Here is a 22580-nt window from a genome sequence, read left to right as displayed (position 1 = left end):
AGCACATCTGAAATCTGCACATCTAACTAAACTTCTCCTCCATCATCTTCTCCAATGCAAACATCTCATCGCGCAGTTTAGCGGCGAGCAGGAAGTCCATATTCTTGGCGGCGGCAACCATATCCTTGCGGGTGTTTTCGATGGATTTTTTCAGGTCGGGCTTTGTCATGTACTGCACTATCGGGTCGGCGGCAAGTGTAATCATGTCGTTTTCTACATAAGCCTGCTGCACGCCGCCTTTAAAGTCTACCACGGAGGTTTGCTCCATAATTTCTTCTTTGGTTTTGCCCACTGTCCTCGGTACGATGCCATGCGCCTCGTTGTACTTTATCTGCAATTCGCGGCGGCGGCTGGTTTCAGACATGGTAATCGCCATCGAGTCGGTTATTTTATCGGCATACATAATCACCCGGCCACGGTCGTTACGCGCGGCGCGGCCAATGGTTTGTATCAGCGACCGCTCCGACCTTAAAAAGCCTTCCTTATCTGCATCCAGAATAGCTACTAAGGACACCTCGGGCAAATCGAGCCCTTCGCGCAGCAGGTTGATCCCTATCAGTACATCGAATTCGCCCAGGCGCAGGCCGCGCAATATCTCCACGCGTTCCAGGGTTTTTACTTCCGAATGGATGTAGCGGCATTTAATGCCCAGCCTATCCATATACTTGGCCAGTTCTTCGGCCATACGTTTGGTGAGGGTGGTTACCAAAATGCGGTCGCCCATTTTGATGGTTTTATCAACTTCGTCCAGCAAATCATCCACCTGGTTTATTACGGGGCGGATATCTATTAATGGATCCAGCAATCCGGTAGGGCGTATTACCTGTTCTACCACTACGCCCCCCGATTTTTCCAGTTCGAAATCTGCCGGGGTTGCGCTTACATAAATAGTTTGTGGTGCCAGGCGTTCAAACTCCTGGAAATTTAGCGGGCGGTTATCCATCGCCGCAGGCAAACGGAACCCATAATCAACCAGTGAAATCTTCCTGCTCCTATCCCCGCCGTACATCGCGCGTATCTGCGGAACGGTAACGTGGCTCTCGTCAATCACCATCAGGTAATCTTCCGGGAAATAATCCAGCAAACAGAATGGGCGCATGCCCGGCGCGCGGCCGTCAAAAAAGCGCGAGTAGTTCTCTATACCGCTGCAATAGCCCAGCTCGCGTATCATTTCCAGGTCGTAATTCACCCTTTCCTCAAGCCGTTTCGCTTCAATAAAGCGGCCGTCATCAATAAATTGTTTCTTACGGGTCTCCAGTTCTTCCTGTATGGCCCAGATCGATTGCTGGAAACGCTCGCGCGGGGCCACGTACAGGTTGGCCGGGTAAACCACCATATGCGTCATCTTTTCGATGGTTTTGCCGGTGGTGATATCGAATGCGCTGAGTTCCTCAATGTCGTCGCCAAAAAAGGATACCCGGTAAGCATGATCCATATACGGCGGGAAGATATCCACCGTATCGCCTTTTACGCGGAAAGTTCCGCGTTTAAAATCGGCGGTGGTGCGGGCGTATAGTATCTCTACCAGCCGGTGCAAAAAAGCGTTGCGGCTGATGCGCGTGCCTACGGCGAATTTGAATACAGAGGCTGCAAAATCCTCGGGGTTGCCCATACCATAAATACAGGAAATTGACGAAACCACAATCACATCCCTGCGGCCGCTCATCAATGCCGAGGTGGTGCGCAGGCGCAGTTTCTCAATCTCCTCGTTTATCTGCAGGTCTTTTTCTATATAGGTGTTGGATGAGGGTATGAAGGCCTCGGGCTGGTAATAATCGTAATAAGATACGAAGTAGTTCACCGCATTATCCGGGAAGAACTGCTTAAATTCGCCGTATAGCTGCGCCGCCAGGGTTTTGTTGTGGCTTAGTATCAGCGTTGGTTTTTGTGTTTGCTCAATAACGTTGGCAATAGTAAACGTTTTACCAGAGCCCGTAACCCCCAATAGGGTTTGGCAGGGGTCGCCGTTGTTAACGCCATCCACCAGTTGTTTAATGGCGGTTGGCTGGTCGCCGGTGGGTACGTACTGAGAAGTTATTTTAAAATCCATGTGTAATGTAAAAATACGAATAATCCTGCAATAGGGTTTACAGATCAAAGTAAGCTAACAATAATGACAACAGTATGTCAACAATGGTTTGCTATCTTTTATTTGATTACAAGTTGCCGCCCCGATTTATGTTCCGCGCGGATTGAGCCATCATAATTAGATAATGCTACTTGGAAAACCTCAAGCGTTGCGCCCTGGCCAAAAAACTTTGTTCGCTAATTTGTTCTTCTACTTCGGCAATGGCTTTCATGAGGTTATTTTGGGTATTGGTGAGTTCGGTAGCAGCACCCTTCATAATTTCCCAAACGGGCTGCATCTGTTTAACCAACGCCTGGCCCTTGGCAGTTAGCTGAATAAGGCGTTTGCGCTCATCGGCTTTATCTTTCTTTGATCGGATGAGCTTTTCTTTTTCCAGTTCTTTAAGTAAGGTGATGGTTGATGGATGTGTGTATCCTATTTCGTTGGCAATTTCAACCACACTTAAAACAGGTTTAAAATGCAGGGTATAAATAACCGGGAACCACTTAGGTTCAAAATCGATATTATTTGCTTTGTAAATAAGCACGCCATCCTTACGGAGGGTATCGGCAAGGCGCTGCAGCCTTGTAGAAATGGCTAAAATCCCCGACTCGTCTATAACGTTCATTTGTTGCCCTGACTAATTGTTCAAATATAACTCATAAAAAATAGTATCGGCCCCCATCAATGGGAAAGCCTGGGGTAGTGCTGTTTTGGCCAGTTGGGTAAATCCATTTTTTTCGTAAAAACGGTGGGCGGCTTTTAACATATCAACGGTTCCTAAATAAATGGCGTTTATCTGGTTTTGTTTGCAATAGGCTATTAAGGTATCTAATAAAAGTTGCGCTATACCCAATTCTTTGCCCCGGTATTCTTTACGCACAAACATTTTGCGCAAAGCGCCGACATTATTGCCTATTGCAATAATACTAATGGTACCAACCAATTCGCCATTGTGAAATGCACCCCAAAAGTTGCCGCCCGTTTGGTGGTAATTGGTTTCAATATCCAGCAGGTCGGGCTGCCCTTCAAGTGTTACCGGCACATTAAATTCTATTTGTTGTATGGGGAGGATAATGTTGATGATCTCTTCGCAATAGCTGTTGTTTAAGCTATTTATTTGTATAGTAGCGTTCATAGTAATTTATTTATGTACAAATCTACGTAGTTAACTACATATAATCAAATAAAAAATCAATCAACAATATTTTGCCTTCGTTGTAAGAAATAAAATAGCCTGTGTTACATAAAAACTTTAATTTTAAGAATGATTTTCACCCTCAATAAAACCGACAGCATAGCCAACGTATTCCTGGCCGATATGCGCGATGTTACTACCCAGCAGGACCGCGCCCGTTTCCGCCGCAGCCAGCAAAAGCTTGGTGCCATACTGGGCTACGAAATCAGCAAAACCCTTAAATACGAAAGCAAGGAAGTGCAAACGCCTTTAGGCATTTGCAACATAAACTTACCCACGCAGCAACCGGTTTTGGCTACTATCCTACGTGCCGGGCTGCCCTTCCACCAGGGTTTTATGGATTTTTTTGAAACTTCCGATTCGGCTTTTATCACCGCCTGCCGCAAAACCAAAAAAACGGGCAGCTTCACCATCCAGGTAGACCATATATCAAATCCCAATCTTGATGGCAAAGTGCTCATCATGATAGATACCATGTTGGCCACCGGCCAAAGCGTGGTAAACGTTTGCAAAGAACTACTGGCCCAATACGATATTGCCGAGCTGCACATAGCCGCCGTTATTGCCAGCACCGAGGGCATCACCCATGTACGCGCCAACCTGCCAAAAGCCAAAATTTGGACATGCGCCGTAGATGAAGAGATGACCAGCAAGAGCTACATAGTACCGGGGCTGGGCGATGCAGGGGATCTGGCGTTTGGGGAGAAGGTGTGAGGATTTACGAATTAGGGTTTTAGATTGTTATCGACAAAAACTCGCTTCGGTAAATACGGAAAAGTTAGAACGCTAAGTGTCCTTGTTTCTTTTTTGCCCGCTATGCTTCATTTTGTATCCACGATATTTCATCAGGATAAATTCTATCAGCAACCCATTGATAATACTGCCTGTAACTATCCCCAATAGCACACCCCAGGGATAAGCCATGGCCTCAAGCGCGGGAATAAGATAAAAGGGATAAGCCGTTGCCGAGAAAATAAAGGCGCTAATCACGCAGAAAAACTCGTTCGTGGCACCGTGAACTTCGATGTAGAAGTAGGTATAATCGAACATGTAGTAAGCCCCGCCCGAAATGGCCATCAAAATAATGATGATACCTGTAAGTCGTTTGTAATTAAATTTTGATGGCAGCTTTTGCATGGTGCTCATAGCACAAGGTAGTGTTTAGCCGCTACCATTTCATCATACGGATAAAGTTGTCGAATTTCTCGATGCCTTTATCCGGATGGTAATGCCGCTCAAATTCTGCTGGTTCGAATGGTTTTGGGGAGTAGCTGAAATGCCATTGTTGTAAATCCGGATTAAACTTTATCCGCAAGGTTTCTCGTCCAAATTCAATGGGGTTGTAGATGCTAATGACAAGCATATCCAGGGAGGTATAAGCAAACAGGCGCTCGTGCAGTTTTGTGCCGGTAATGTGCCTTATCAAATCCACCATTGGCATCAATGCCCATCCATTAGCCAGCAAATCCCGGTAAAAGGCTTCAATGCCCGTCCATGATGTGGGTTGGGCTAATTGGGGTTTGTACACGCGGCGAGCGGCTTGCATGGTTAAAGGTAAGTATTTCTTTTTTCGAACGGTTAAATTTTGCTGTGCGAACTTTCCCCCGTGATACGATTTGCATGGTTGCGCAAAAATCTTTCTACTTTTGCCTCATGCCCATATCTGCCACCAAATACACCCACATTTTCTTCGACCTCGACCACACCATCTGGGATTTTGACAAAAACGCAGAAGAAACCCTGCACGAGCTTTATGGCACTTATAATTTGAAGGATATCGGGCTGCACTCTGCCGACCTGTTCATCGAAACTTACACCCGCCACAATCACCGCCTTTGGGCGCAATACCATCTGGGCGAGATCACCAAAGATGAACTGCGCGATGCCCGTTTTAAAAGCACCTTTACCGAGCTGGGCCTGCACCCCGATTTGATGCCCGCCGATTTTGAGGATGCTTACGTAAACCTTTGCCCTACCAAAACCAACCTGTTCCCCCACGCGCACGAAACGCTGGCCTATTTGCAAAGCAAATACACGCTGCACCTTATTTCCAATGGTTTCAAAGATTCTACCAATCTAAAGGTGAACGGGACGGATTTAGTTAAATACTTCCAAAACATTATCATATCCGAAGTGGTAGGCGTTAACAAACCCGACCCGCTCATCTTTCAGCACGCTATAGATTTGGCCGGTACCACCAAAGAAGAAAGCCTGATGATTGGCGACAGCATAGAGGCAGATATACGCGGGGCCCTGGGTTTTGGTATGGATGCCATTTATTTTAACCCTTACGACCTAGCGAAGCCCGCCGACGTGCCCCTGCAGATAAGCCATTTAAAAGAGCTAACTTTAATGTTGTAAATGATTACACGGCAAATTGACGGTTACGAGGTGGTAATCATACCTGAAGCAGGTGGTGGATTCAGCGTTTCTGTACCCGACCTGCCAGGTTGCTTTACGCAAGGCGAGACTGTTGAAGACGCAACGACAATGGCTAAAGAAGCTATCGAACTATATTTAGAAAGCTTAAAAGACGAAAACCCATTATGAACATAGCCAAAGACCGCCGCGCCATTGAGGCTGCAATAGATAGCTACCGCGAACAATTGGATGCTTTTACCGACGAGGCTTTTGCCGCTACGCCCTCCATCGGTGGCTGGAGCCTATCAGAGGTGTACGACCATATCCTCAAGGCCAGCCTGGGTTCCTCTATCGCTTTAGAACGCTGTACGCACAACAACTGCCCGCCAACCAAAAAAGGCATGAATCTTTGGGGGTATTATTTAATGCTCACCGGCAGGTTCCCGATGACTAAAGTAAAAGTACCCGAATCTGTAGCCGCCAAAATGGCCCCTAAGAAAATAGATATAGAAGAAGCCAAAAACCTCATCATAAAAGTGCGCAAACGGGTAGAAAGCACCGCCGCGCTGGTGCCCGATGCTTCCACCCACGCCCGTTGGGAGCACCCCCGCCTGGGCATGCTGAATGCAGCGCAATGGTTTAGGTTTATCCGTGTACATTTGCAGCATCATTTAAAGCAGTTGGAACGTATCAAAAAGTCGATGTAAGAGCCGCCGCTTAATCGCTAAAGTGTTATCCGGGCATCCGCTGAAGAGTTATCAACCAAACCAGCCCATGTGTGGAAAAAAAATAATTCTATCCGCATTGAAACCTTTTACATTTAACATAGTCTTAACACTATAATTATTTGATAATAGGACATTTGTAAAAATAAGGAAAGATGAATTTTGAGTTTACCTATCTGTTTGTAATAGGATTGCTGGTGTTGCTTGGCGCATTTTACCTGAGCCCTTACGAACTAAGTGTTAATGAAGACGAGGACGACGAATAAGCGCCTGCATAAAAGCAACCGCTCTGTTTTATACCGGTATAATTTACCGGCTTGCATAATAGCCCCCCAATATTAATGGCAAAAAGAGAAGTTGACATCGTTATAATTTCTGATGTGCATTTAGGCACCTACGGTTGCCACGCCAAAGAATTGCTCAAATACCTCAAAAGCATCAAACCCAAAATGCTTATCCTCAACGGCGACATCATAGATATCTGGCAATTCAGCAAATCGTACTGGCCCGAAGCGCACATGAAAGTGGTGCGCCGAATCCTCAAATTCGTTACCGAAGGCATCCCCGTTTATTATCTTACCGGCAATCACGACGAAATGCTGCGCAAGTTTACCGATTTCGGCCTCGGCACTTTCCAGCTCCTCAACAAAATAGTTCTGAATATCGATGGCAAAAAAGCATGGATATTCCATGGCGACGTTTTCGACGTTACCATGCAGCACTCCAAATGGCTGGCCAAACTGGGTGCCGTAGGGTACGATACCCTCATCCTCATCAACAGCCTCACCAACTGGTTCCTCACCGCAATGGGCCGCCAAAAAATGAGCTTCTCACAAAAGGTGAAGGCAAAATTCAAGGATGCCGTAAAATTCATCAACGCCTTTGAGCAAACCGCAGCAGACCTGGCCGTAGAAAAACAATACAGCTACGTTATCTGCGGCCACATACACCACGCCGAGATCCGCGAGGTACAATCTACCGAAGGAACCGGCAGCGTGCTATACCTCAATAGTGGCGACTGGGTAGAAAGCCTCACGGCTTTAGAATATCACGATAAAGCGTGGAAAATATTCACCTACACCCCCGAAGCCTTCCACACCGATAACGACGAAGAAGACCTCACCGATGCAGAAGACCTGGATGCCAAGCTCGACGTAAACAAACTATTGGCACGTTTTAAACAGGAAGCCGAATAAGACACTATTTAAGGATTTAGCGTAGGGCGGGATTATTAGTCCCTGTCCGAACTTGATTATACACTTTTTTTACTGCCAACCGCAAAAAGTTGATTGATTTGGGCGTTGCCTGCGGCCGGGCTGTTTGCTCATACTGCACAGGCATTAGCCACAGGCCGGTATCCGCGCCCATCCCTAACGCATTTTTCTGAACTCGAATTCAACGAATTTTTAGAATTTTCAGGATGTAACATCGGCTTTTAATTCTGTTAATTCCCTTAATTCCTTAAACCGGCGAAGCCCTCTTGAGCACCTAAAACAAAATAACGCGAAAAATTCGAGTTCAGAAAGTCCCAAAGATTCCATCTCCCCTTGCTTCTTCCCTCAATTCTGCCTAAATTTAATCACCATTATGAAAAGCATCCTAACAGCCTTTGCCACTCTAATTTCCTTACTTCCGGCCTTGGCACAAACAGATACCGCTAAGTACAAAGATTTCAACACCTTTAACAACGAAGTACTAAAAGGGCACGTAAAAAAGCAGGAGGCGCAGCGGGTTATCGGCAATTTCATCAAACAGGTAAACAGCAATTACAACGCTCCCCGGTCTGCTACAAACACGCAATGGGTATTCCCACTGGAGGGTTACAACTACCGCGCAGCAGGCGGCACCAACGGCAATGGCTACAACGATAAAGGCTTTAATTATATAGATGGCAACAAACACGGCGCGCACCCGGCCCACGATATCTTCATCAACGATAAGAACCAGGATTGTCTGGATGATCGCACCCTCCAGCCTGTAAACGTATTGGCTGTGGACGATGGTGTAGTTATAGCCTGCACCAACCAATGGGATACAGCCGGCAACATGCGTGGCGGCCGTTACATCTGGATATACCATCCCCCACGAGAGAAGCAGCATGCCTACTTTTCTTACTACGCCCATAACCGCCAAATTTTTGTACAACCCGGTCAGTACGTAACCCATGGCCAAAAAATTGCCGAGGTGGGCCGTACGGGCTTCAACGCCTACAAAAAACGTTCGCCAACGCACCTGCATTTCTCTACCTTTAAACTGGTGGATAATATCCCCGTGCCCTTCAATAGTTTTAGCCAATTAAAAGCAGCCACCACAAAATGAAATACCTTATCGCTATCACCATACTGGCCTGCATGGGCTTTACCCCTGCAGATAACATAAGCGCCCGTTTTAAAACCCCTTCGGGTTACCAGCGCATGGCGACCGCACCCGGCAGTTTTGGAGCATATCTGCAAAGCCTGCCCTTGCTCCCGTTCGGTACGCATACCAAAACCTATAAAGGCGCCATAGCCGCTACCGACCCTTACACCGCCGCCGTTGTAGATATGAGCATCGGCAGCCAGGACCTGCAGCAATGCGCCGATGCCGTGATGCGCTTACGCGCCGAGTACTTGTTCCGCAAGCAGGATTATCATGCCATCAGCTTTAATTTCACCAGCGGCTTTAAATGCGATTTTGAGCACTATGCCAACGGCTATCGCTACAGCAATGATCGCTGGGTGCTCAAGAGCAAAAAAGATCACAGCTACGCCAGCTTTATGCGGTATATGACGCTTGTGTTCAGTTACGCGGGCACACTATCCCTGCAAAAGGAGTTGAAGCCCGTAGCAACTGCCGCCGGGTTGCAAGTCGGCGATGTGTTTATCCGCGGCGGCTCGCCGGGGCATTGCTTTATTGTTGTGGATGTGGCCGAGGATGCATCGCACAAAAAAATATTCCTGCTGGCGCAAAGCTTCATGCCCGCGCAAAACATACAAGTCCTGCAAAATGATACCCCCTGGTTTTCTCTTGGACAAACGGCGAACATCCCCTACGGCGACCTGGTAGACCTGAAATACCTGAAAAGATTCTGAGGCTTGGACCGACCCCGCGATGCTGGCGGAAATGTGACATCGCTCACGCTTTGTAGTAATATCAGTACATGTTTTTGCAAGATCAGCATGGTAACTTGCAGCCAAATCCGCTGGCGTGATGCAAAGCCCCCGCTGTAGTTTACCTATAAAAATGCGCTTTTCGGCCCGCCTGTTACCAAAGCAGGCACGGCTATTGCCTTATTGGATATAACTATAATTTAATTATGCACGACTTCTTTTCAAACGCCCTTCATTTATTTATTGTTTTGATCATCGTTGCATTTATAGTAGGCGGTATAATGGCAATAGCCGGTAGCTTCGACCATTGGGGTTCACGATATATTTTAAAACGCCGCCGCAAACGTTTGTTGCGTAAGCGCAATGCAAAACCTGTCGACAAAAACCTGCATCAAATGAACGCTTTACCCTATTACTCAAGCAACCCCGGGCGTACAACTACCGCTGATAAAGGCAGGTATGCTTAATAGCGTCATCAAAATAGATGTACCGGCCTCCTGTTAAAAGGGGGCTTTTTTTGATGCAAGCCGCACTGGCTCCCTGCAAATAATTAAAACCACCTGTGCCTACGGGGGTTATAGCAAATACCTATTATCCTTGTTACATATTAAACCTTAAGCGCGTAAACTTATCTACATACATATAACAACAAAAAAGCACTCATGAAAAAATTAATACTAGCAGCCGTTTTGGTTGCATCGGCCTTTACCACAACGTTTGCGCAAACTGTAGATATGCGCCGCAAGATAGAAGTTACCGGCATTGCCGAGCAGGAGGTTACCCCCGATATTATCAACGTATCTATCTCCCTTAAAGAATATCTGGATGGCAAGAAGAAAATAACCATTACCCAACTGGAAACCCAGCTGGAAAAAGCCATTGCCGAAGCCGGCATTGCCAAGGAAGATTTTACCATCAACAACCTATCCAGTTGGAACTATACCACCGAGAAAAAGAAGAACCCCGATTTTTTGGCGAGCAAAACCTATGGCATCAAATTCCGCGACCTGAACAAGTTCGACCAGATACTGAGCAAAATTGATCCTAAGGGCATCCAGTACACCAATATCGATAGCTACGACTACTCGAAAATAACAGCACTGAAGAAGGAACTGAAGATACAGGCCCTATTAGCGGCACGCGATAAAGCCACCTATTTGGTTACTGCCCTTGGCGATAAATTGGGCGGCGCTATCAACATTGTAGAAACCGACAACAGCAACTATCCGCAGCCGAGGATGTACGCCAACGCTGTACAGTTCAAAGCCGCCCAGGCCGACGTTGCGCCCGACTCTGATATCGATTTTAAGAAGATAAAACTGAGCTTTACCATACAAGCGATTTTCGAAATAAAATAACCTTTAAGATAATTTTAATGCGCCGGGCTTAATATTTGAGCCCGGCTTTTTTTTAAATCAATTTTTAATATAAACGCAATCATTTTTAGTGAAATAAATATCATTTTTATACTTAGAACTGCTTGATAATGTAAAAAGTACATTTTATCTTTACGTACCCCAATTCATTTGAGCATGATTAGTTCTCGTTCTAAAAAAGTACTTTTGGTAGCCCCAAAAGCATTTCCTGCTGAGTTAACCGCTGGTTATAAATCTGTTCGGCAGGTATCTGCTCAAACGGCTATTTTCCCGTCGATACACGAGCTAAAGCCCGATGTAATTTTATTCGATTACGAATATATGGGCTCCGAATTGGAAAAAGTATTGCGCCGCCTGCAATCCAACAACTTTTACCGCAACATCAAAATCTGCTGCTACAAAAACAAAGAACATACCCGCGTAGACGGCCTGTTGAAAGTATTGGGCGTAAATCATTTCTTTTACCAGGAAGACCTGGAAAAAGTAACCAAGAGCAAAGCCGCCCTCAGCGCCATCAACAGCGTGCTTGATGCTACCCTGGTAAGCTGGGTGGCAGGAGTAGCTTAATTGGTTTATTAGTTCATTGGTTCACTTGTTCATTAGCTGCATAGCAGCCCACCCATAGTCCTCATGCCGATTAGCCAATCGACACCGCATCTCGCTATCTAATTTCTCGTCGCCACTTGTGCAAGCTGTCTCCCTGCAGTTGCAGTTGCAACTGCCACCGCTACTCCCTAATCCCATCCTGATTCTTGCTTCTTAATTCCTGGCTCTCTTTCCCTATCCAAACTTTTACATAACGCTAACACATTTATCACAAATTGCTGTTAAACTTGCATGCTTTATAACGGTGCTGTGGCATACAGGTGTTTTGCTGTGGTTTGGGTTATAATTGCTTAAATCGTATCAGCATAAAATGAAGATTGGAATTGTATGTTACCCCACTTTTGGTGGTAGCGGGGTTGTAGCCACAGAGTTAGGTAAGGCCCTCGCCGATAGGGGGCATCAGGTTCATTTCGTTACCTATAATCAGCCCGCCCGGCTCGATTTCTTTTCCGAGAACCTTTTTTACCACGAGGTTTCGGTATCCAACTACCCGCTGTTTGATTATCCGCCTTACGAGCTTGCCCTGGCCAGCCGCCTGGTAGATGTGGTACGTTTCGAGAAATTGGATGTGCTGCACGTGCATTACGCTATTCCCCATGCTTCGGCCGCATTTATGGCTCAGCAGATACTGCTCACCTATGGTATCAATATCCCCTTCATAACTACCCTTCACGGCACGGATATTACCCTGGTGGGGCAAGATCGCACCTACAAGCCTGTCGTTACGTTCTCCATTAATAAATCTGACGGGGTTACGGCAGTATCTGCCCACCTGCGCGACGATACCTACAAGTACTTCAAGATAGAAAAAGACATCAAGGTTATCCCCAACTTTATCGACCTGCACCGCTTCAGCCTGAAACCTAAGGACCACTTCAAGAAGGCCATAGCACCCAACGGCGAAAAAGTGCTGGTACATACCTCCAATTTCCGCCCGGTAAAACGCACCGAAGATGTGATAAAGATATTTGCCGAGGTGGTGAAAGCCATCCCTGCCAAGCTTTTGATGGTGGGCGATGGTGGCGAGCGTTCGCTTTGCGAGCGCATGAGCCGCGAACTGGGTATTGCTGAGCATGTACGGTTCCTGGGCAAGCAGGACGCCATAGAAGAGATACTATCGGTATCAGACCTGTTCCTGATGCCATCCGTGTCTGAAAGCTTCGGTCTGGCTGCATTAGAAGCCATGGCCTGCAAGGTGCCTGTTATCAGCAGCAACGCCGGCGGCCTGCCCGAATTGAACGTAGAGGGCGTTACAGGCTTCCTGAGAGACGTTGGCGACGTAGCCGGCATGGCCGAGCGCGCCATTTATATACTGGAAGATGATGACCGCCTGAACCAGTTCAAAGAAAACGCCCTGGCGCACGCCAAAACATTCGAGCTGAGCAAGATCCTCCCCGAATACGAAAACTACTACCAGGAAGTAATAGAAAAGAGTAAGCAGTCAACTTAGGTTACAGATGAACCTGCCACCTTATCCAGCTTTCCCACGCCTCACAGGCGCTGGAATCATGCTGCGCGAGGTGATGCCAACGGATATCCCTGCCCTGGTACCCATTTCTTTTTATGATAGTGAACCGGCCGCCACGCTTGCCGAAGCCGCCGGGATGCAGGCCCGTATAGATAAAGACAATGCCAACGGCAACTCTATCCACTGGTGCATTATCGACACCCTTACCAACAACGTTGCGGGCACGCTGGGCTATTATCGCGGCTTCGCGAATAACACCGGCGAACTGGGCTTTGTACTGTTGCCCCAATACCGCGGCAAGGGATACATGAGCAAGGCCATGAAACCAGCAATTGATTTCGGCCTGTATACGATAGGGCTGAGCCGCATTGCATCTATCACCACAAGGCAAAACCATGCCGCCATACAATTGCTGCAACGCCTTAATTTTGTTGAGGTACGCCAATTAGCCGATGATGAGTTGGAGTATGAATACCTGCCACCCCTTGCAATTAACCCACACGATAATAAATTACTACTCTAACCTTTTGGCAGGATTTATGTTATGTTGCTATATATAATATATACAGAAACCATGAAAAAGATATTTCAAACATCCCTCGCTATTGTAGCCCTAAGTTTTGCTTTTGCAGCCTGTTCAACCCCGCAGAATGCCAGTACCGGCACCAGCACTGCCCAAACATCGGCAACAAGTGTATCGCGCGGTAAATTCGTAGGCACCTGGACATTGACCAAGGTTGATTACGATGGCCTGGTACCCAATGCCGTACAAAACGTTTTCGACCAGGCGGCACCTTCAGCCTTCGTAGGTAGCACCTGGAAGTTCACCAACAGCGGCAACGGCGTCTATACCTTAAGCGACGGTACTTCGCAAACCATCTTCTGGTCGGTTTATAACGGTGGCAGCACCGGCACGCAGTTCCAGTTTAAGAAATTATACGAAGGCGATAAAGCAAAAACCGTACAGGAAGGCTACCGCCTAAACATCGGTACCGTGAGCGATAGCGGCATGACTTTATTATCACCCGTAGCAGTAGGCAACGGTACTGGGTATATCATTTATACATTCGTAAAGGCGTAAAAGCCTCAATAGAAACTAAAAGCAGAAAGCCCCGAATCAGTTAAGATTCGGGGCTTTGTTTTTTTTAAGCGAGTTCTATCTCAAATCTCACATCTAATATCTCAAATCTCATCTTACTGCGCCGGAGCAAACTTCAGGCACACCGGGTTGCCTACTTCTACCTTATAAACAATACTCAGCATCTTACCTGTATTTTTATCCAGCTTATAAACATACACCACATCGCTGTTTTGGTTGGCTACCAGCAGGAAATTGCCTGTTGGGTCTATAACGAAGTTGCGCGGGGTTTTGCCGTTTACGGCGCGGCGATCAACAAAAGTAAGTTCGCCGGTTTCCTGGTTTATCGAGAATACAGAAATATCATTGGCATCGCCACGATTACTAGCGTACAGGAACTGGCCGTTTGGCGATACGTGTATATCTGCCGCGCCGGTTGCGCCGGTATAGCCGTCCTTCAGCAGTGTGACGGTTTGCTTTTGCGTAAGCTTGCCGTTGTTATAATCGAACATGGTAACGGCGCTGCCCATCTCCTGTATCAGGTACAGGTGTTTTTTATCCAGCGAAAAATCCAGGTGACGCGGGCCGCCGCCGGGGGTAACGCTTACAAAGGGCGGCTTCACGCCGGATAGCGGGCTATCCTTACCCGGCTTGTAACGGGTGACGTGCAGCTTATCGGTACCCAAATCGGTATAGAGCACATACTTTTCATCCGGACTAAGCACTGCGGTGTGCACGTGTGCTTTCTCCTGGCGTTCTTTATTGGGGCCGAAAGGTCCGCTATCGCCAATGGTTTGCACGCTGGGGGCTATAGAGCCATCTTCGTTCAAGGGAAGTACCGAAATGTTACCACCCGAGTAGTTGGCCACAAACAGGCTTTTGTTGGCCTTATCTACCGATACATAGCAGGGCGAGCCGCCAAGGGTAAGTTGTTTGTTGATAAATTTGAGCGAACCCATTTTAGGGTCGAACGAAAAGGAGCTTACTTCGCCCTTATCGTTCTCGTTTACGGCGTACACGAATTTGCTATCTGCCGATACCGCAAGGTACGATGGGTTGCTCACGTCGTCTATCTGGCTCAGGTAGGCCAGGCGGCCGGTCTCGGCATAAAAACGAAACACGGTTATGCCCTTGCTTTTGCCGTTGGTATATGCGCCCACCAGCAAATCGTAGGTTTTGGGCAGTGGCTTTTGTGCAAAGGTTACCGCAGGTATCAGCAACGCAGCCATCATCAGGAAGTTTTTCATGTATCGAAAATATTGGTTTATGTGTGCAAGTTAATAAAATGCGCAAAAAGTAGACGATTTGGGGGAGGAATAGTTTAATTGTACCGGATGTTTAGGCTAGTTCCGTATTTGAACGAAAGTCGTTCTGCTCTTGGCCGCAGGGGCCCATTACTTTTGAAGCATCAAAAGTAACAAAAATGCTTTCAGCACTTAGGCTTCTTGCCGCACAAGGCCATTGCCCTGCAAAGCGCGCAGAACCATCCCAACGTAAGTCGGGATGAACATTGCCCCTTGCTTCGCCGCTCAATGCCCACGCTTCAGCAAAATTCACTATGCCCTTCCCGCCCGCAAGCCCATCACGTTCTGCCCGCTTTCGCCCGAAGCTTGGCTGCTGATTAAAAGCAAATTCGCAAGTAAAAGAATCCTTCCATCCTTTAATCGCGCAAATCAACGTTCAGACAACATCAGCGGAATCTTAAAATCATTGAAATCAGCGGTTCAGACAATCGCGCCCACAAAAAAAGACCCCATTTGGAGCCTTTCACTATTCTAAAAATCGTGTAAATCGAATAAATCCGCTTAATCCCGGTTCAATCTATATCAAATGCTTCAGCTGTATTACTTCCTTCTCATCCAGGTATCTCCAGCGGCCGCGGGGGAGGTCTTTTTTGGTGAGGTTGGCGTACACTGAGCGATCGAGCTTTACTACTTCGTAGCCCAGGCTTTCGAAAATGCGGCGCACGATGCGGTTTTTGCCGCTGTGTATTTGTATGCCTATTTCTTTTTTGGTGCCTCCTGTTACGTACGAAATGCTATCAGGCTTGATGAAGCCGTCTTCCAGCTCCAGGCCGAAGCCGATCTTGTTAAGGTCGCCTTGGGTGAGGGCCTTGCTTAATTCTACGTTGTATAGCTTGGTGATGCTGTTGCGGGGGTGACTCAACTTATCGGCCAGGTCGCCGTCGTTGGTCATTAGTATCAGGCCTGTAGTGTTACGGTCGAGGCGGCCAACGGGGTAAATACGCTCTTTACTGGCTTTCTCAACCAGGTGCATCACGGTGCGGCGCTCCTGCGGGTCGTCGGTAGTGGTGATGTAGTCTTTGGGTTTGTTCAGCAGTACGTACACCATGCGCTCGCGTTTAAGCGCCTCGCCATTGTAGCGTACCAGGTCCTTCACCGGGTCAACCTTGTGGCCAAGCTCGCTTACCACTTCGCCGTTTACCGATACTACGCCGGCCATGATCAGCTCATCGGCCTTGCGGCGGCTGCAGATGCCTGCATTGGCTATGTAGCGGTTAAGGCGTATCAGGCCATCATCTTTAGCGCGGGGGGCAGGCGCGTTTTTGCGGCTGCGCATAGTGCGGTTAGGGCCATCCGCTGCAGGGCGGTCCTCGTCGCGTTTTTTAAAGCCCGATGTAGTGTTGGCGAAATCTTTTTTGCCGGTACCGTTGCCAGCGCCGGGTTTTGGTGCGCGGTTGTATGGCTTGCGCTCGCCGCTGGTATCGCCAAAGGCGCGCTTTGGTTTATCGCTATCGCCGCCGAAGCTGCGTTTAGGGCGGTCGCTATCCGCGCCGGTTGGGCGGTTGCCAAAGGGTTTATCTTTCGAGGTTGTTTTTTTGAACGATGCCGGGCCCAGGCCACGTGGCGTGCGCGGTGTATCGCTATCGCCGGTTGGGCGGCCGCTGTATGGGCGGTCTTTAGGGGTAAAGCTTTTACGGTCGTCGCCGCCGAAGCTGCGTTTAGGGCCGTCGCTATCGCCGGTTGGGCGGCCGCTATATGGCCTGCCTTTGGGTACGAATGCTTTTTTATCGCCGCCGCTGAATGATGAGCCCGACGATGTGCCGCGTTTCGGCCTGTCGTTATCTCCTTCGGGGCGGTCGTTGTTGGGTTTTGAGTAGCTTGATGACCGCTTATCGGTACTGTAGTGGTTCTTACTTTCGGCATCGCGGCTGCCGTATGGCTTGCCTGCTGATGCAGATGAGCTGCGTTTTGACGCGCCGCCGCCACTTCTTGGGCGGGCTGAATTGTTGTTGGCTTTGTCGTCGCGACTGCCCGTTGGTTTCTTAAATACCATATATTTTTAGTTTGCGCTTTCGCAGCGTGAGAGGGTCAAAAGTACAACATTTTGGCCGCATTTTTATAAAAAAATCAAAAAACCTTATCGGTTCAAAAACGTTGTTTAAAGTAGTTTAAAGCGCGATTTTGGACGGTTTTGAAAAACGGTCAATACACTATCCCCATACTAAGTAGTTGACAATGTGAATTGTATAACATACCTTTGCAGCACATTATACCAAATGTTTAATAAATGAGTAAAATTGAAATGCGTAAAAATCACTTAATTACGTGCTCCGTAATGCTGGTGCTGGTTATCGTTTCGGCCCTCAACATCTTCGGTACAGAACCTGTACTTACTGTGAAAAACAGTACAAAAACTACCCCCAAAATTAAAGTTGCGAACGCAGTAGCGTCGCTGGTATTTTACCGGCCCGATGCTGTTGAAGCCATCTTTAGCTTTGCCGATGAAGCCATACCGCTTAACGACAAACGGGTAGACCTTAAACTTCAGAAATCAATCACTAAAAACAGGTTCAAGTATGTTCAATCGAACATGCTGCACATTAAAGCCGACAAGCTTTTCCCCATCATCGAGCCCATCCTGAAAGCCTACGGCATCCCCGAAGACTTTAAGTATGTGCCCCTGGTAGAGAGCGGCTTATGCGAAGGCACATCGCCCAAGGGCGCACGCGGCATCTGGCAGTTTATGCCCGGCACCGCACGCACCTACGGACTAAAAGTGCGCGGCGGGGTAGACGAACGCCTTAACGTGCGTAAATCAACCATCGCGGCCTGCAAGTACATCAAAGAACTGTATGGCGAGTTCCACAGTTGGACGCTTGCTGCAGCCGCCTACAACAACGGCAGCATTAAGCTAAACCGCGCCATTAACAAGCAAAATGAGGACAATTACTTCCGCATGAGCCTTAACCGCGAAACCGGCAGCTACGTGTACAAGCTAATTGCCATGAAAGAGGTGATCAATCACCCCCGCAAGTACGGCTACAAAAACTATTACAGCTACCTGCGCAAGCAGGAAACCGTACCAACTTACCTGTTGGCAGCCGCCAACTAAAAAATTGTAATTCAAAAAAATTACGGAGCACATGTAAAGGCCGTCTCAAGTTTGGGGCGGCTTTTTTTATGTGCAGATTTTAGATGTGCAGATTTCAGATGGAGGATGTAATGATTTTGTCGTTTCGAGGGAAGCGCAGCGACGAGAAACCTTGTTAGACGTGCAAGGCAGGCACGCAAGGCGGACATGCAAAGTGGCGAACGTTGCATAACTAACAAGATATCTCCTCGCTATCGCTCGTTCGATAGGTCAAGTTTTTATTCTTTTGTCGTTTCGAGGGAAGCGCAGCGACGAGAAACCTTGTTAGACGTGCAAGGCAGGCAGGCAAAGCGGTCATGCAAAGGGAATGTGCAAAGTGGCGAGCCTTGCGTCAACAACAAGATTCCTCCCTCGTCCCTCGGTTCGGAATGACAAGACTTTTCAGCCTGTGGTTGGTGTTATCACCATACCACCTCCGGGATGCTGTTATAGGTAGTTTACATTTGCGTTATCATGTCGGTGAGTGTATTTCAAAATGGAGTACGCTGCCGGTAAATAGTTATATACTTCGGGTAACAAGCGTAATATGCGCTTAGGGCAAATAGCGATAAAAAACACACCGCACTGTTGCATTAGGCAAAATAACAACTTATTGGTTTTGAGGGCATCCGTGAGTAGTATGGTGAGAACACCAACCACAGGCAAATAGATTGATTATAAATCATCTATAAGAACGTGACTTATCCGATGTTTTTTTCCACTTTCTGTTTTTTTTATTTTTTAGTTGACTTTTTTTATGAATATTCGATGTTCTGGAAACGGAAATATTTACAACACTTAGCGAAGATGCAAAGTCTCACAAATGTTTTTATATCGAATTTATACACCATAAGCATAATAAGATGGAAAATGTATCATTACAACGTCAGCCAAATGTCGGCATTGGTAAAAATACACCTGCCAATTTGCAGCCGACCACAAAGCGGCATCCTATTAAAATAATCGGTATTGTTTGTATCGAGTGGCTGGGAAACCTGATAAAACTGGGATGGCGATTTCTAGTTGGAAGAGTCAACAGTCAAGACTTTGATAACTTGAACAAAATGGCCGACTATCAAAAAAAATTGGGAGAAGTTGAAAAACTTCGTGTTGAGACAATCGCATTAAAGAAAAAGCATAAAATAACTGATTGATTAATTGCCTTGTGATGTATTCTAGCGCTACGCACGCGTATATTGAATAACGCATGCTGCCGACAGTCTGCTACTTATGGAACAGGCGCATATCACCGAGATGTAAGTATTTATAATAAAATCGGGTGTTTATACGGGGTTGCGGCAAAACAAAAGATATCTAAATTAGAGATGGATTTGGCACCTATCATTAAGAATAGTTAGGTGTCAATACCAAGAAGAAAAAATAACGGATAATTGAGAACTACGATATATGTATAATTTAAAGAACAAAATTGATGAGTTAGCTGAAAATCACATGGCTTTTAATAAAGCTCATTTTTTTATTATTCTAATTACTTTGTTTCTCTTCTCTTGGTTTTGCCAACCCATTACAGACACTTTTGATGAGTATTTTGTGACAAACGTTTGCAAATACATTTATAACCACCCTCTTAACGATCTTTTAGGTGTAATATATTTGATTATTGTTTTCGTCGCTGGCTTTTTGTTGTTTGCAGAACACAATCCATTGAAATATAAAGCTACCTCCTTATTGATAGCACTACTCCTTTTTGTTTGTATAGTTTACGGATATGAAAGGTTTATTAGCTATCACTACGTCTTTTTAAAATTATTTCAAAATACATTAGGCAACTATGCGCCCTCCGTTCTAGATCCAGTATTTTTAATAGCTCTATTATTCGCAATAGGATATATTCTGTCAGTCTATAATACGAAGTATTTAAAGGATGAAGTTTCATCTATTAACGCAGATCAGGCAATCTTTAAAAAAGATGATGATGAATTTGACAGAAAAGACTTTGTTGAACAATTTGCAAAGCGCATTGATGGATTAAAAATAAATAGCAGCCAAAGTTTTGTTATTGGAATCAACGGCAATTGGGGCTATGGGAAAAGTTCTCTATTGAAGATGATTGCAAATGAATTTAAACGTGACTTTGTCAAAATTGAGTTTAATCCTTGGATTGCAAACAAAGAATATAATCTCATAAAAGATTTCTTCAACACGATGGAAGAAGAACTGTCGAAATTCATCGCAACATCGAATTTATTTAAGAAATATGGTCAAAGTCTGACAAAAATTGATGACGACAAAAATCCGTTTAAAAAATTTAGCGACTTTTTTGAAGAAAACACCTTACAGCAGCGGTTTGAAGAAATCACCTTGTTGATAAAAAAGATTCACAAACCAGTTTACATTTTTATAGACGATATAGACAGGCTCGACAAAGAAGAAGTATTTGAAATTTTAAGGTTGATTAGAAGCTCTGCCTGTTTTCCTAATATGGTATTTATCATCGCCTATGACCGTAAGTATATTGAAAAAGCACTTGAGTATAATAGCATTCCAGACAGTAATAGATACTTAGAGAAAATTATCCAGTTAGAAATAAAACTTCCGACAATATCTAAGATTGCAATAAAAAACTCGCTTATTAGGGAGTTAACGAGGCAAATGAAACTCATCAACTTAGACGAAAACCTTGAACGAGATACGATCAAGATGCTTGAGGATATAATTTTTGGTAGAAATGATATTGATCAAAATAAAAAGTATAATGTGAGTGAGGTACTAAATCAAATATTTTTTAATAAAAGAGATATCGTACGTTTTGCAAATTCATTCATTTTACGGCTATCACTATTTTTTAATCGAACCTATTTACCAGACTTGTTTTTAATAGAAATCATTAAGTTCTACGAGCCTAATCTGTATGATAAAATATCTTTTATTGAAGATAACTACTATGCGGAATATCGAAATGGAACAGTGTTGAGAATTTTAAGTTTGGTTAGAAATCAAAATGACTCAGTAAATGACGAACCGAAATTGCTGGCTTACTTAGATTATAATTATGAAGACGTTAAAAGGAAAGTACTAACGACGCTTATTAACAATTTGGTTTCTGAGCCACTTATGTCTGATCGCAACCAAGAGTTTGGCATTTATTACGAAGATTATTATGAAAGTTATTTTAGTCTCGTACCCACAAATCATCTGGTTACCACAGCTTTTATACAAAATCTAATCTCTCAATAGAAATGAAGGCTAAGAATTACGATGTTATAGTTAATGAAATTAACAACATGATCAAAAATGGACAAGCAGGTTCTTTGCTACAAAAATTGGAATTTGATTTCTCTGTCAAAACTCAATATGAATTAGGAAACTACTTGGTGATTTTACTCACTTTAATAGAGGATAAGATTTGTTTTTCCGCAGCATCTAATTTGCTCTTAAGAAGAACGTTACACGAAAGTGATAAATTTGGTTTTTTAAAATCAGGGAACGAAATTTTTGAAATCATTAAGGATAATAAAGTAAAACCATATGTCGGTTTGTCTGAAATAATAAGGAGACTGATAACAACAATCATTTATAAAAAAGAGGAAGATTTAAAAATCATTTCCAAATGGCCAAGCAAAGAGTACTTTGTAAAGTTCAACTTTGATTTGTTGCAAGAGTATTTGAGTGAAAAAAATGCTTCATCAGATACCGCAATAGCTCTATTATACGGTTGCATTGACTTTATTGACGATGACAAGGTCATCCATTTAAATCCAGATGCAATGTTATTACTAAAGTTGAATTTCACTAATAACGTTGCATTGTTTAGGGACTACATAAATAATTTCATTCGCTTCTATTATTTTGGCACTTCGAGAGTTTGGGACGACGGAAAATTAATAGTACCAGAGCCCTTTTATAAACAAATATTTAAATCAGCAGAAGGGTTCATTGATTTTATTAACCAGCAATTAAAAAAAATGAGGCCAGATACTGCAAATGATAAAGTCTACAATGACGTAAAAAGATTTGTAATTGAATACGCAAAAAACGGCCATGTCTATTACGATAGAATTCCGTTGGATATATCCTTACATAAAAACTTATCCCGGGAGTTGTTGCCTTAATGAACTAATAAATGCCCTCTACTCCAGCAACAGTCCCATACTTACGCTCATTTTAAGCGGCAATTTCAGTGGGCATAAAAATCCCTAAACGCCATTCCACCCCAACTTTCCAATCCCCATAAAAACCCTTAAATTGCGCTTTCCACACCCAGTCCAATAAAACC

25 protein-coding genes are annotated in these 22580 nt (G+C 45.3%); 18 read left to right on the top strand and 7 right to left on the bottom strand.

Annotation, left to right across the window (positions count from 1 at the left end):
• Positions 1-22 precede the first annotated feature (22 nt).
• The 3 genes from uvrB to AC1DXC_RS02835 form a co-directional block, all read right to left on the bottom strand.
• Complete coding sequence (gene uvrB, locus AC1DXC_RS02845; protein ID WP_477457618.1) at positions 23-2050, bottom strand: excinuclease ABC subunit UvrB; 2028 nt, start codon at positions 2048-2050, stop codon at positions 23-25.
• Between the two features lie 166 nt (positions 2051-2216).
• A complete protein-coding gene (locus tag AC1DXC_RS02840; RefSeq protein WP_477457617.1) occupies positions 2217-2696 on the bottom strand; it encodes a MarR family transcriptional regulator in 480 nt (159 codons plus the stop codon).
• 12 nt (positions 2697-2708) lie between these two features.
• Complete coding sequence (locus AC1DXC_RS02835) at positions 2709-3206, bottom strand: GNAT family N-acetyltransferase (protein WP_477457616.1); 498 nt, start codon at positions 3204-3206, stop codon at positions 2709-2711.
• A gap of 129 nt (positions 3207-3335) precedes the next feature.
• Between AC1DXC_RS02835 and upp the strand changes: the two genes are divergently transcribed.
• The gene (gene upp, locus AC1DXC_RS02830) at positions 3336-3980 is read left to right on the top strand and encodes a uracil phosphoribosyltransferase (protein ID WP_477457615.1); all 645 of its coding nucleotides are present in this window, start codon (positions 3336-3338) and stop codon (positions 3978-3980) included.
• A gap of 72 nt (positions 3981-4052) precedes the next feature.
• Here upp and AC1DXC_RS02825 read toward each other — a convergent pair whose 3' ends face one another.
• Entirely contained in the window at positions 4053-4412 is a 360-nt protein-coding gene (locus AC1DXC_RS02825; RefSeq protein WP_477457614.1) for a hypothetical protein, read from the bottom strand.
• Positions 4413-4434: 22 nt separating this feature from the next.
• A complete protein-coding gene (locus AC1DXC_RS02820; protein WP_477457613.1) occupies positions 4435-4812 on the bottom strand; it encodes a hypothetical protein in 378 nt (125 codons plus the stop codon).
• Between the two features lie 107 nt (positions 4813-4919).
• Between AC1DXC_RS02820 and AC1DXC_RS02815 the strand changes: the two genes are divergently transcribed.
• The 12 genes from AC1DXC_RS02815 (at position 4920) to AC1DXC_RS02760 (ending at position 13972) form a co-directional block, all read left to right on the top strand.
• Complete coding sequence (locus AC1DXC_RS02815) at positions 4920-5627, top strand: YjjG family noncanonical pyrimidine nucleotidase (protein WP_477457612.1); 708 nt, start codon at positions 4920-4922, stop codon at positions 5625-5627.
• A complete protein-coding gene (locus tag AC1DXC_RS02810; protein ID WP_477457611.1) occupies positions 5628-5816 on the top strand; it encodes a type II toxin-antitoxin system HicB family antitoxin in 189 nt (62 codons plus the stop codon).
• A complete protein-coding gene (locus AC1DXC_RS02805; protein ID WP_477457610.1) occupies positions 5813-6334 on the top strand; it encodes a DinB family protein in 522 nt (173 codons plus the stop codon). Before AC1DXC_RS02810 ends, AC1DXC_RS02805 begins: the two co-directional genes overlap by 4 nt.
• A 359-nt stretch (positions 6335-6693) precedes the next feature.
• Positions 6694-7548 carry a UDP-2,3-diacylglucosamine diphosphatase gene (locus AC1DXC_RS02800; protein ID WP_477457609.1) on the top strand — a complete coding sequence of 285 codons (855 nt, stop codon included), beginning with the start codon at positions 6694-6696 and terminating at the stop codon, positions 7546-7548.
• A 391-nt stretch (positions 7549-7939) separates the two neighbouring features.
• Positions 7940-8671, top strand: coding sequence for a M23 family metallopeptidase (locus tag AC1DXC_RS02795; RefSeq protein WP_477457608.1), 732 nt, complete (start codon positions 7940-7942; stop codon positions 8669-8671).
• Positions 8668-9423, top strand: a complete 756-nt coding sequence (locus tag AC1DXC_RS02790; RefSeq protein WP_477457607.1) for a DUF4846 domain-containing protein — start codon at positions 8668-8670, stop codon at positions 9421-9423. The genes AC1DXC_RS02795 and AC1DXC_RS02790 overlap by 4 nt, the downstream gene beginning before the upstream one ends.
• A gap of 224 nt (positions 9424-9647) precedes the next feature.
• Positions 9648-9908, top strand: a complete 261-nt coding sequence (locus AC1DXC_RS02785; RefSeq protein ID WP_477457606.1) for a hypothetical protein — start codon at positions 9648-9650, stop codon at positions 9906-9908.
• A 195-nt stretch (positions 9909-10103) separates the two neighbouring features.
• Complete coding sequence (locus tag AC1DXC_RS02780; RefSeq protein ID WP_477457605.1) at positions 10104-10799, top strand: SIMPL domain-containing protein; 696 nt, start codon at positions 10104-10106, stop codon at positions 10797-10799.
• A gap of 174 nt (positions 10800-10973) precedes the next feature.
• The gene (locus tag AC1DXC_RS02775) at positions 10974-11384 is read left to right on the top strand and encodes a hypothetical protein (RefSeq protein ID WP_477457604.1); all 411 of its coding nucleotides are present in this window, start codon (positions 10974-10976) and stop codon (positions 11382-11384) included.
• 349 nt (positions 11385-11733) lie between these two features.
• The gene (bshA, locus tag AC1DXC_RS02770) at positions 11734-12873 is read left to right on the top strand and encodes an N-acetyl-alpha-D-glucosaminyl L-malate synthase BshA (protein WP_477457603.1); all 1140 of its coding nucleotides are present in this window, start codon (positions 11734-11736) and stop codon (positions 12871-12873) included.
• 7 nt (positions 12874-12880) lie between these two features.
• Positions 12881-13414: a GNAT family N-acetyltransferase gene (locus AC1DXC_RS02765; RefSeq protein ID WP_477457602.1), complete on the top strand. Its 534-nt coding sequence runs from the start codon at positions 12881-12883 to the stop codon at positions 13412-13414.
• A gap of 51 nt (positions 13415-13465) precedes the next feature.
• Positions 13466-13972, top strand: a complete 507-nt coding sequence (locus AC1DXC_RS02760; RefSeq protein ID WP_477457601.1) for a hypothetical protein — start codon at positions 13466-13468, stop codon at positions 13970-13972.
• A gap of 113 nt (positions 13973-14085) precedes the next feature.
• Here the strand turns inward: AC1DXC_RS02760 and AC1DXC_RS02755 are convergent, their stop codons facing one another.
• Positions 14086-15216 carry a lactonase family protein gene (locus AC1DXC_RS02755; RefSeq protein WP_477457600.1) on the bottom strand — a complete coding sequence of 377 codons (1131 nt, stop codon included), beginning with the start codon at positions 15214-15216 and terminating at the stop codon, positions 14086-14088.
• 256 nt (positions 15217-15472) lie between these two features.
• Here AC1DXC_RS02755 and AC1DXC_RS02750 point away from each other — a divergent pair, with 256 nt between their 5' ends.
• Positions 15473-15748 (top strand): hypothetical protein, encoded by a 276-nt coding sequence (locus AC1DXC_RS02750; RefSeq protein ID WP_477457599.1) that lies wholly within the window; start codon positions 15473-15475, stop codon positions 15746-15748.
• A gap of 42 nt (positions 15749-15790) precedes the next feature.
• Here the strand turns inward: AC1DXC_RS02750 and AC1DXC_RS02745 are convergent, their stop codons facing one another.
• Positions 15791-17266 carry a pseudouridine synthase gene (locus tag AC1DXC_RS02745; RefSeq protein WP_477457598.1) on the bottom strand — a complete coding sequence of 492 codons (1476 nt, stop codon included), beginning with the start codon at positions 17264-17266 and terminating at the stop codon, positions 15791-15793.
• Positions 17267-17500: 234 nt separating this feature from the next.
• Between AC1DXC_RS02745 and AC1DXC_RS02740 the strand changes: the two genes are divergently transcribed.
• The 4 genes from AC1DXC_RS02740 to AC1DXC_RS02725 all read left to right on the top strand — a co-directional run bounded on the left by AC1DXC_RS02740 (position 17501) and on the right by AC1DXC_RS02725 (position 22416).
• Entirely contained in the window at positions 17501-18325 is an 825-nt protein-coding gene (locus tag AC1DXC_RS02740) for a lytic transglycosylase domain-containing protein (protein WP_477457597.1), read from the top strand.
• Positions 18326-19206: 881 nt separating this feature from the next.
• Entirely contained in the window at positions 19207-19497 is a 291-nt protein-coding gene (locus tag AC1DXC_RS02735; protein ID WP_477457596.1) for a hypothetical protein, read from the top strand.
• Between the two features lie 253 nt (positions 19498-19750).
• On the top strand, positions 19751-21541 hold the full coding sequence (locus AC1DXC_RS02730) for a KAP family P-loop NTPase fold protein (protein ID WP_477457595.1): 1791 nt from the start codon (positions 19751-19753) through the stop codon (positions 21539-21541).
• A 2-nt stretch (positions 21542-21543) separates the two neighbouring features.
• On the top strand, positions 21544-22416 hold the full coding sequence (locus tag AC1DXC_RS02725) for a hypothetical protein (RefSeq protein ID WP_477457594.1): 873 nt from the start codon (positions 21544-21546) through the stop codon (positions 22414-22416).
• The last annotated feature ends 164 nt before the right edge of the window (positions 22417-22580 follow it).

The organism is Mucilaginibacter sp. P2_D11 (genome assembly GCF_056404435.1).
This window is presented reverse-complemented; position numbering and strand designations above follow the sequence as displayed.

What these genes read in the sequence shown, in the direction of transcription:
- uvrB (WP_477457618.1), bottom strand. Translation starts at nt 2,050, where the DNA reads ATGGATTTTAAAATAACTTCTCAGTACGTACCCACCGGCGACCAGCCA.
- AC1DXC_RS02840 (WP_477457617.1), bottom strand. Translation starts at nt 2,696, where the DNA reads ATGAACGTTATAGACGAGTCGGGGATTTTAGCCATTTCTACAAGGCTG.
- AC1DXC_RS02835 (WP_477457616.1), bottom strand. Translation starts at nt 3,206, where the DNA reads ATGAACGCTACTATACAAATAAATAGCTTAAACAACAGCTATTGCGAA.
- upp (WP_477457615.1), top strand. Translation starts at nt 3,336, where the DNA reads ATGATTTTCACCCTCAATAAAACCGACAGCATAGCCAACGTATTCCTG.
- AC1DXC_RS02825 (WP_477457614.1), bottom strand. Translation starts at nt 4,412, where the DNA reads ATGAGCACCATGCAAAAGCTGCCATCAAAATTTAATTACAAACGACTT.
- AC1DXC_RS02820 (WP_477457613.1), bottom strand. Translation starts at nt 4,812, where the DNA reads ATGCAAGCCGCTCGCCGCGTGTACAAACCCCAATTAGCCCAACCCACA.
- AC1DXC_RS02815 (WP_477457612.1), top strand. Translation starts at nt 4,920, where the DNA reads ATGCCCATATCTGCCACCAAATACACCCACATTTTCTTCGACCTCGAC.
- AC1DXC_RS02810 (WP_477457611.1), top strand. Translation starts at nt 5,628, where the DNA reads ATGATTACACGGCAAATTGACGGTTACGAGGTGGTAATCATACCTGAA.
- AC1DXC_RS02805 (WP_477457610.1), top strand. Translation starts at nt 5,813, where the DNA reads ATGAACATAGCCAAAGACCGCCGCGCCATTGAGGCTGCAATAGATAGC.
- AC1DXC_RS02800 (WP_477457609.1), top strand. Translation starts at nt 6,694, where the DNA reads ATGGCAAAAAGAGAAGTTGACATCGTTATAATTTCTGATGTGCATTTA.
- AC1DXC_RS02795 (WP_477457608.1), top strand. Translation starts at nt 7,940, where the DNA reads ATGAAAAGCATCCTAACAGCCTTTGCCACTCTAATTTCCTTACTTCCG.
- AC1DXC_RS02790 (WP_477457607.1), top strand. Translation starts at nt 8,668, where the DNA reads ATGAAATACCTTATCGCTATCACCATACTGGCCTGCATGGGCTTTACC.
- AC1DXC_RS02785 (WP_477457606.1), top strand. Translation starts at nt 9,648, where the DNA reads ATGCACGACTTCTTTTCAAACGCCCTTCATTTATTTATTGTTTTGATC.
- AC1DXC_RS02780 (WP_477457605.1), top strand. Translation starts at nt 10,104, where the DNA reads ATGAAAAAATTAATACTAGCAGCCGTTTTGGTTGCATCGGCCTTTACC.
- AC1DXC_RS02775 (WP_477457604.1), top strand. Translation starts at nt 10,974, where the DNA reads ATGATTAGTTCTCGTTCTAAAAAAGTACTTTTGGTAGCCCCAAAAGCA.
- bshA (WP_477457603.1), top strand. Translation starts at nt 11,734, where the DNA reads ATGAAGATTGGAATTGTATGTTACCCCACTTTTGGTGGTAGCGGGGTT.
- AC1DXC_RS02765 (WP_477457602.1), top strand. Translation starts at nt 12,881, where the DNA reads ATGAACCTGCCACCTTATCCAGCTTTCCCACGCCTCACAGGCGCTGGA.
- AC1DXC_RS02760 (WP_477457601.1), top strand. Translation starts at nt 13,466, where the DNA reads ATGAAAAAGATATTTCAAACATCCCTCGCTATTGTAGCCCTAAGTTTT.
- AC1DXC_RS02755 (WP_477457600.1), bottom strand. Translation starts at nt 15,216, where the DNA reads ATGAAAAACTTCCTGATGATGGCTGCGTTGCTGATACCTGCGGTAACC.
- AC1DXC_RS02750 (WP_477457599.1), top strand. Translation starts at nt 15,473, where the DNA reads ATGAACATTGCCCCTTGCTTCGCCGCTCAATGCCCACGCTTCAGCAAA.
- AC1DXC_RS02745 (WP_477457598.1), bottom strand. Translation starts at nt 17,266, where the DNA reads ATGGTATTTAAGAAACCAACGGGCAGTCGCGACGACAAAGCCAACAAC.
- AC1DXC_RS02740 (WP_477457597.1), top strand. Translation starts at nt 17,501, where the DNA reads ATGAGTAAAATTGAAATGCGTAAAAATCACTTAATTACGTGCTCCGTA.
- AC1DXC_RS02735 (WP_477457596.1), top strand. Translation starts at nt 19,207, where the DNA reads ATGGAAAATGTATCATTACAACGTCAGCCAAATGTCGGCATTGGTAAA.
- AC1DXC_RS02730 (WP_477457595.1), top strand. Translation starts at nt 19,751, where the DNA reads ATGTATAATTTAAAGAACAAAATTGATGAGTTAGCTGAAAATCACATG.
- AC1DXC_RS02725 (WP_477457594.1), top strand. Translation starts at nt 21,544, where the DNA reads ATGAAGGCTAAGAATTACGATGTTATAGTTAATGAAATTAACAACATG.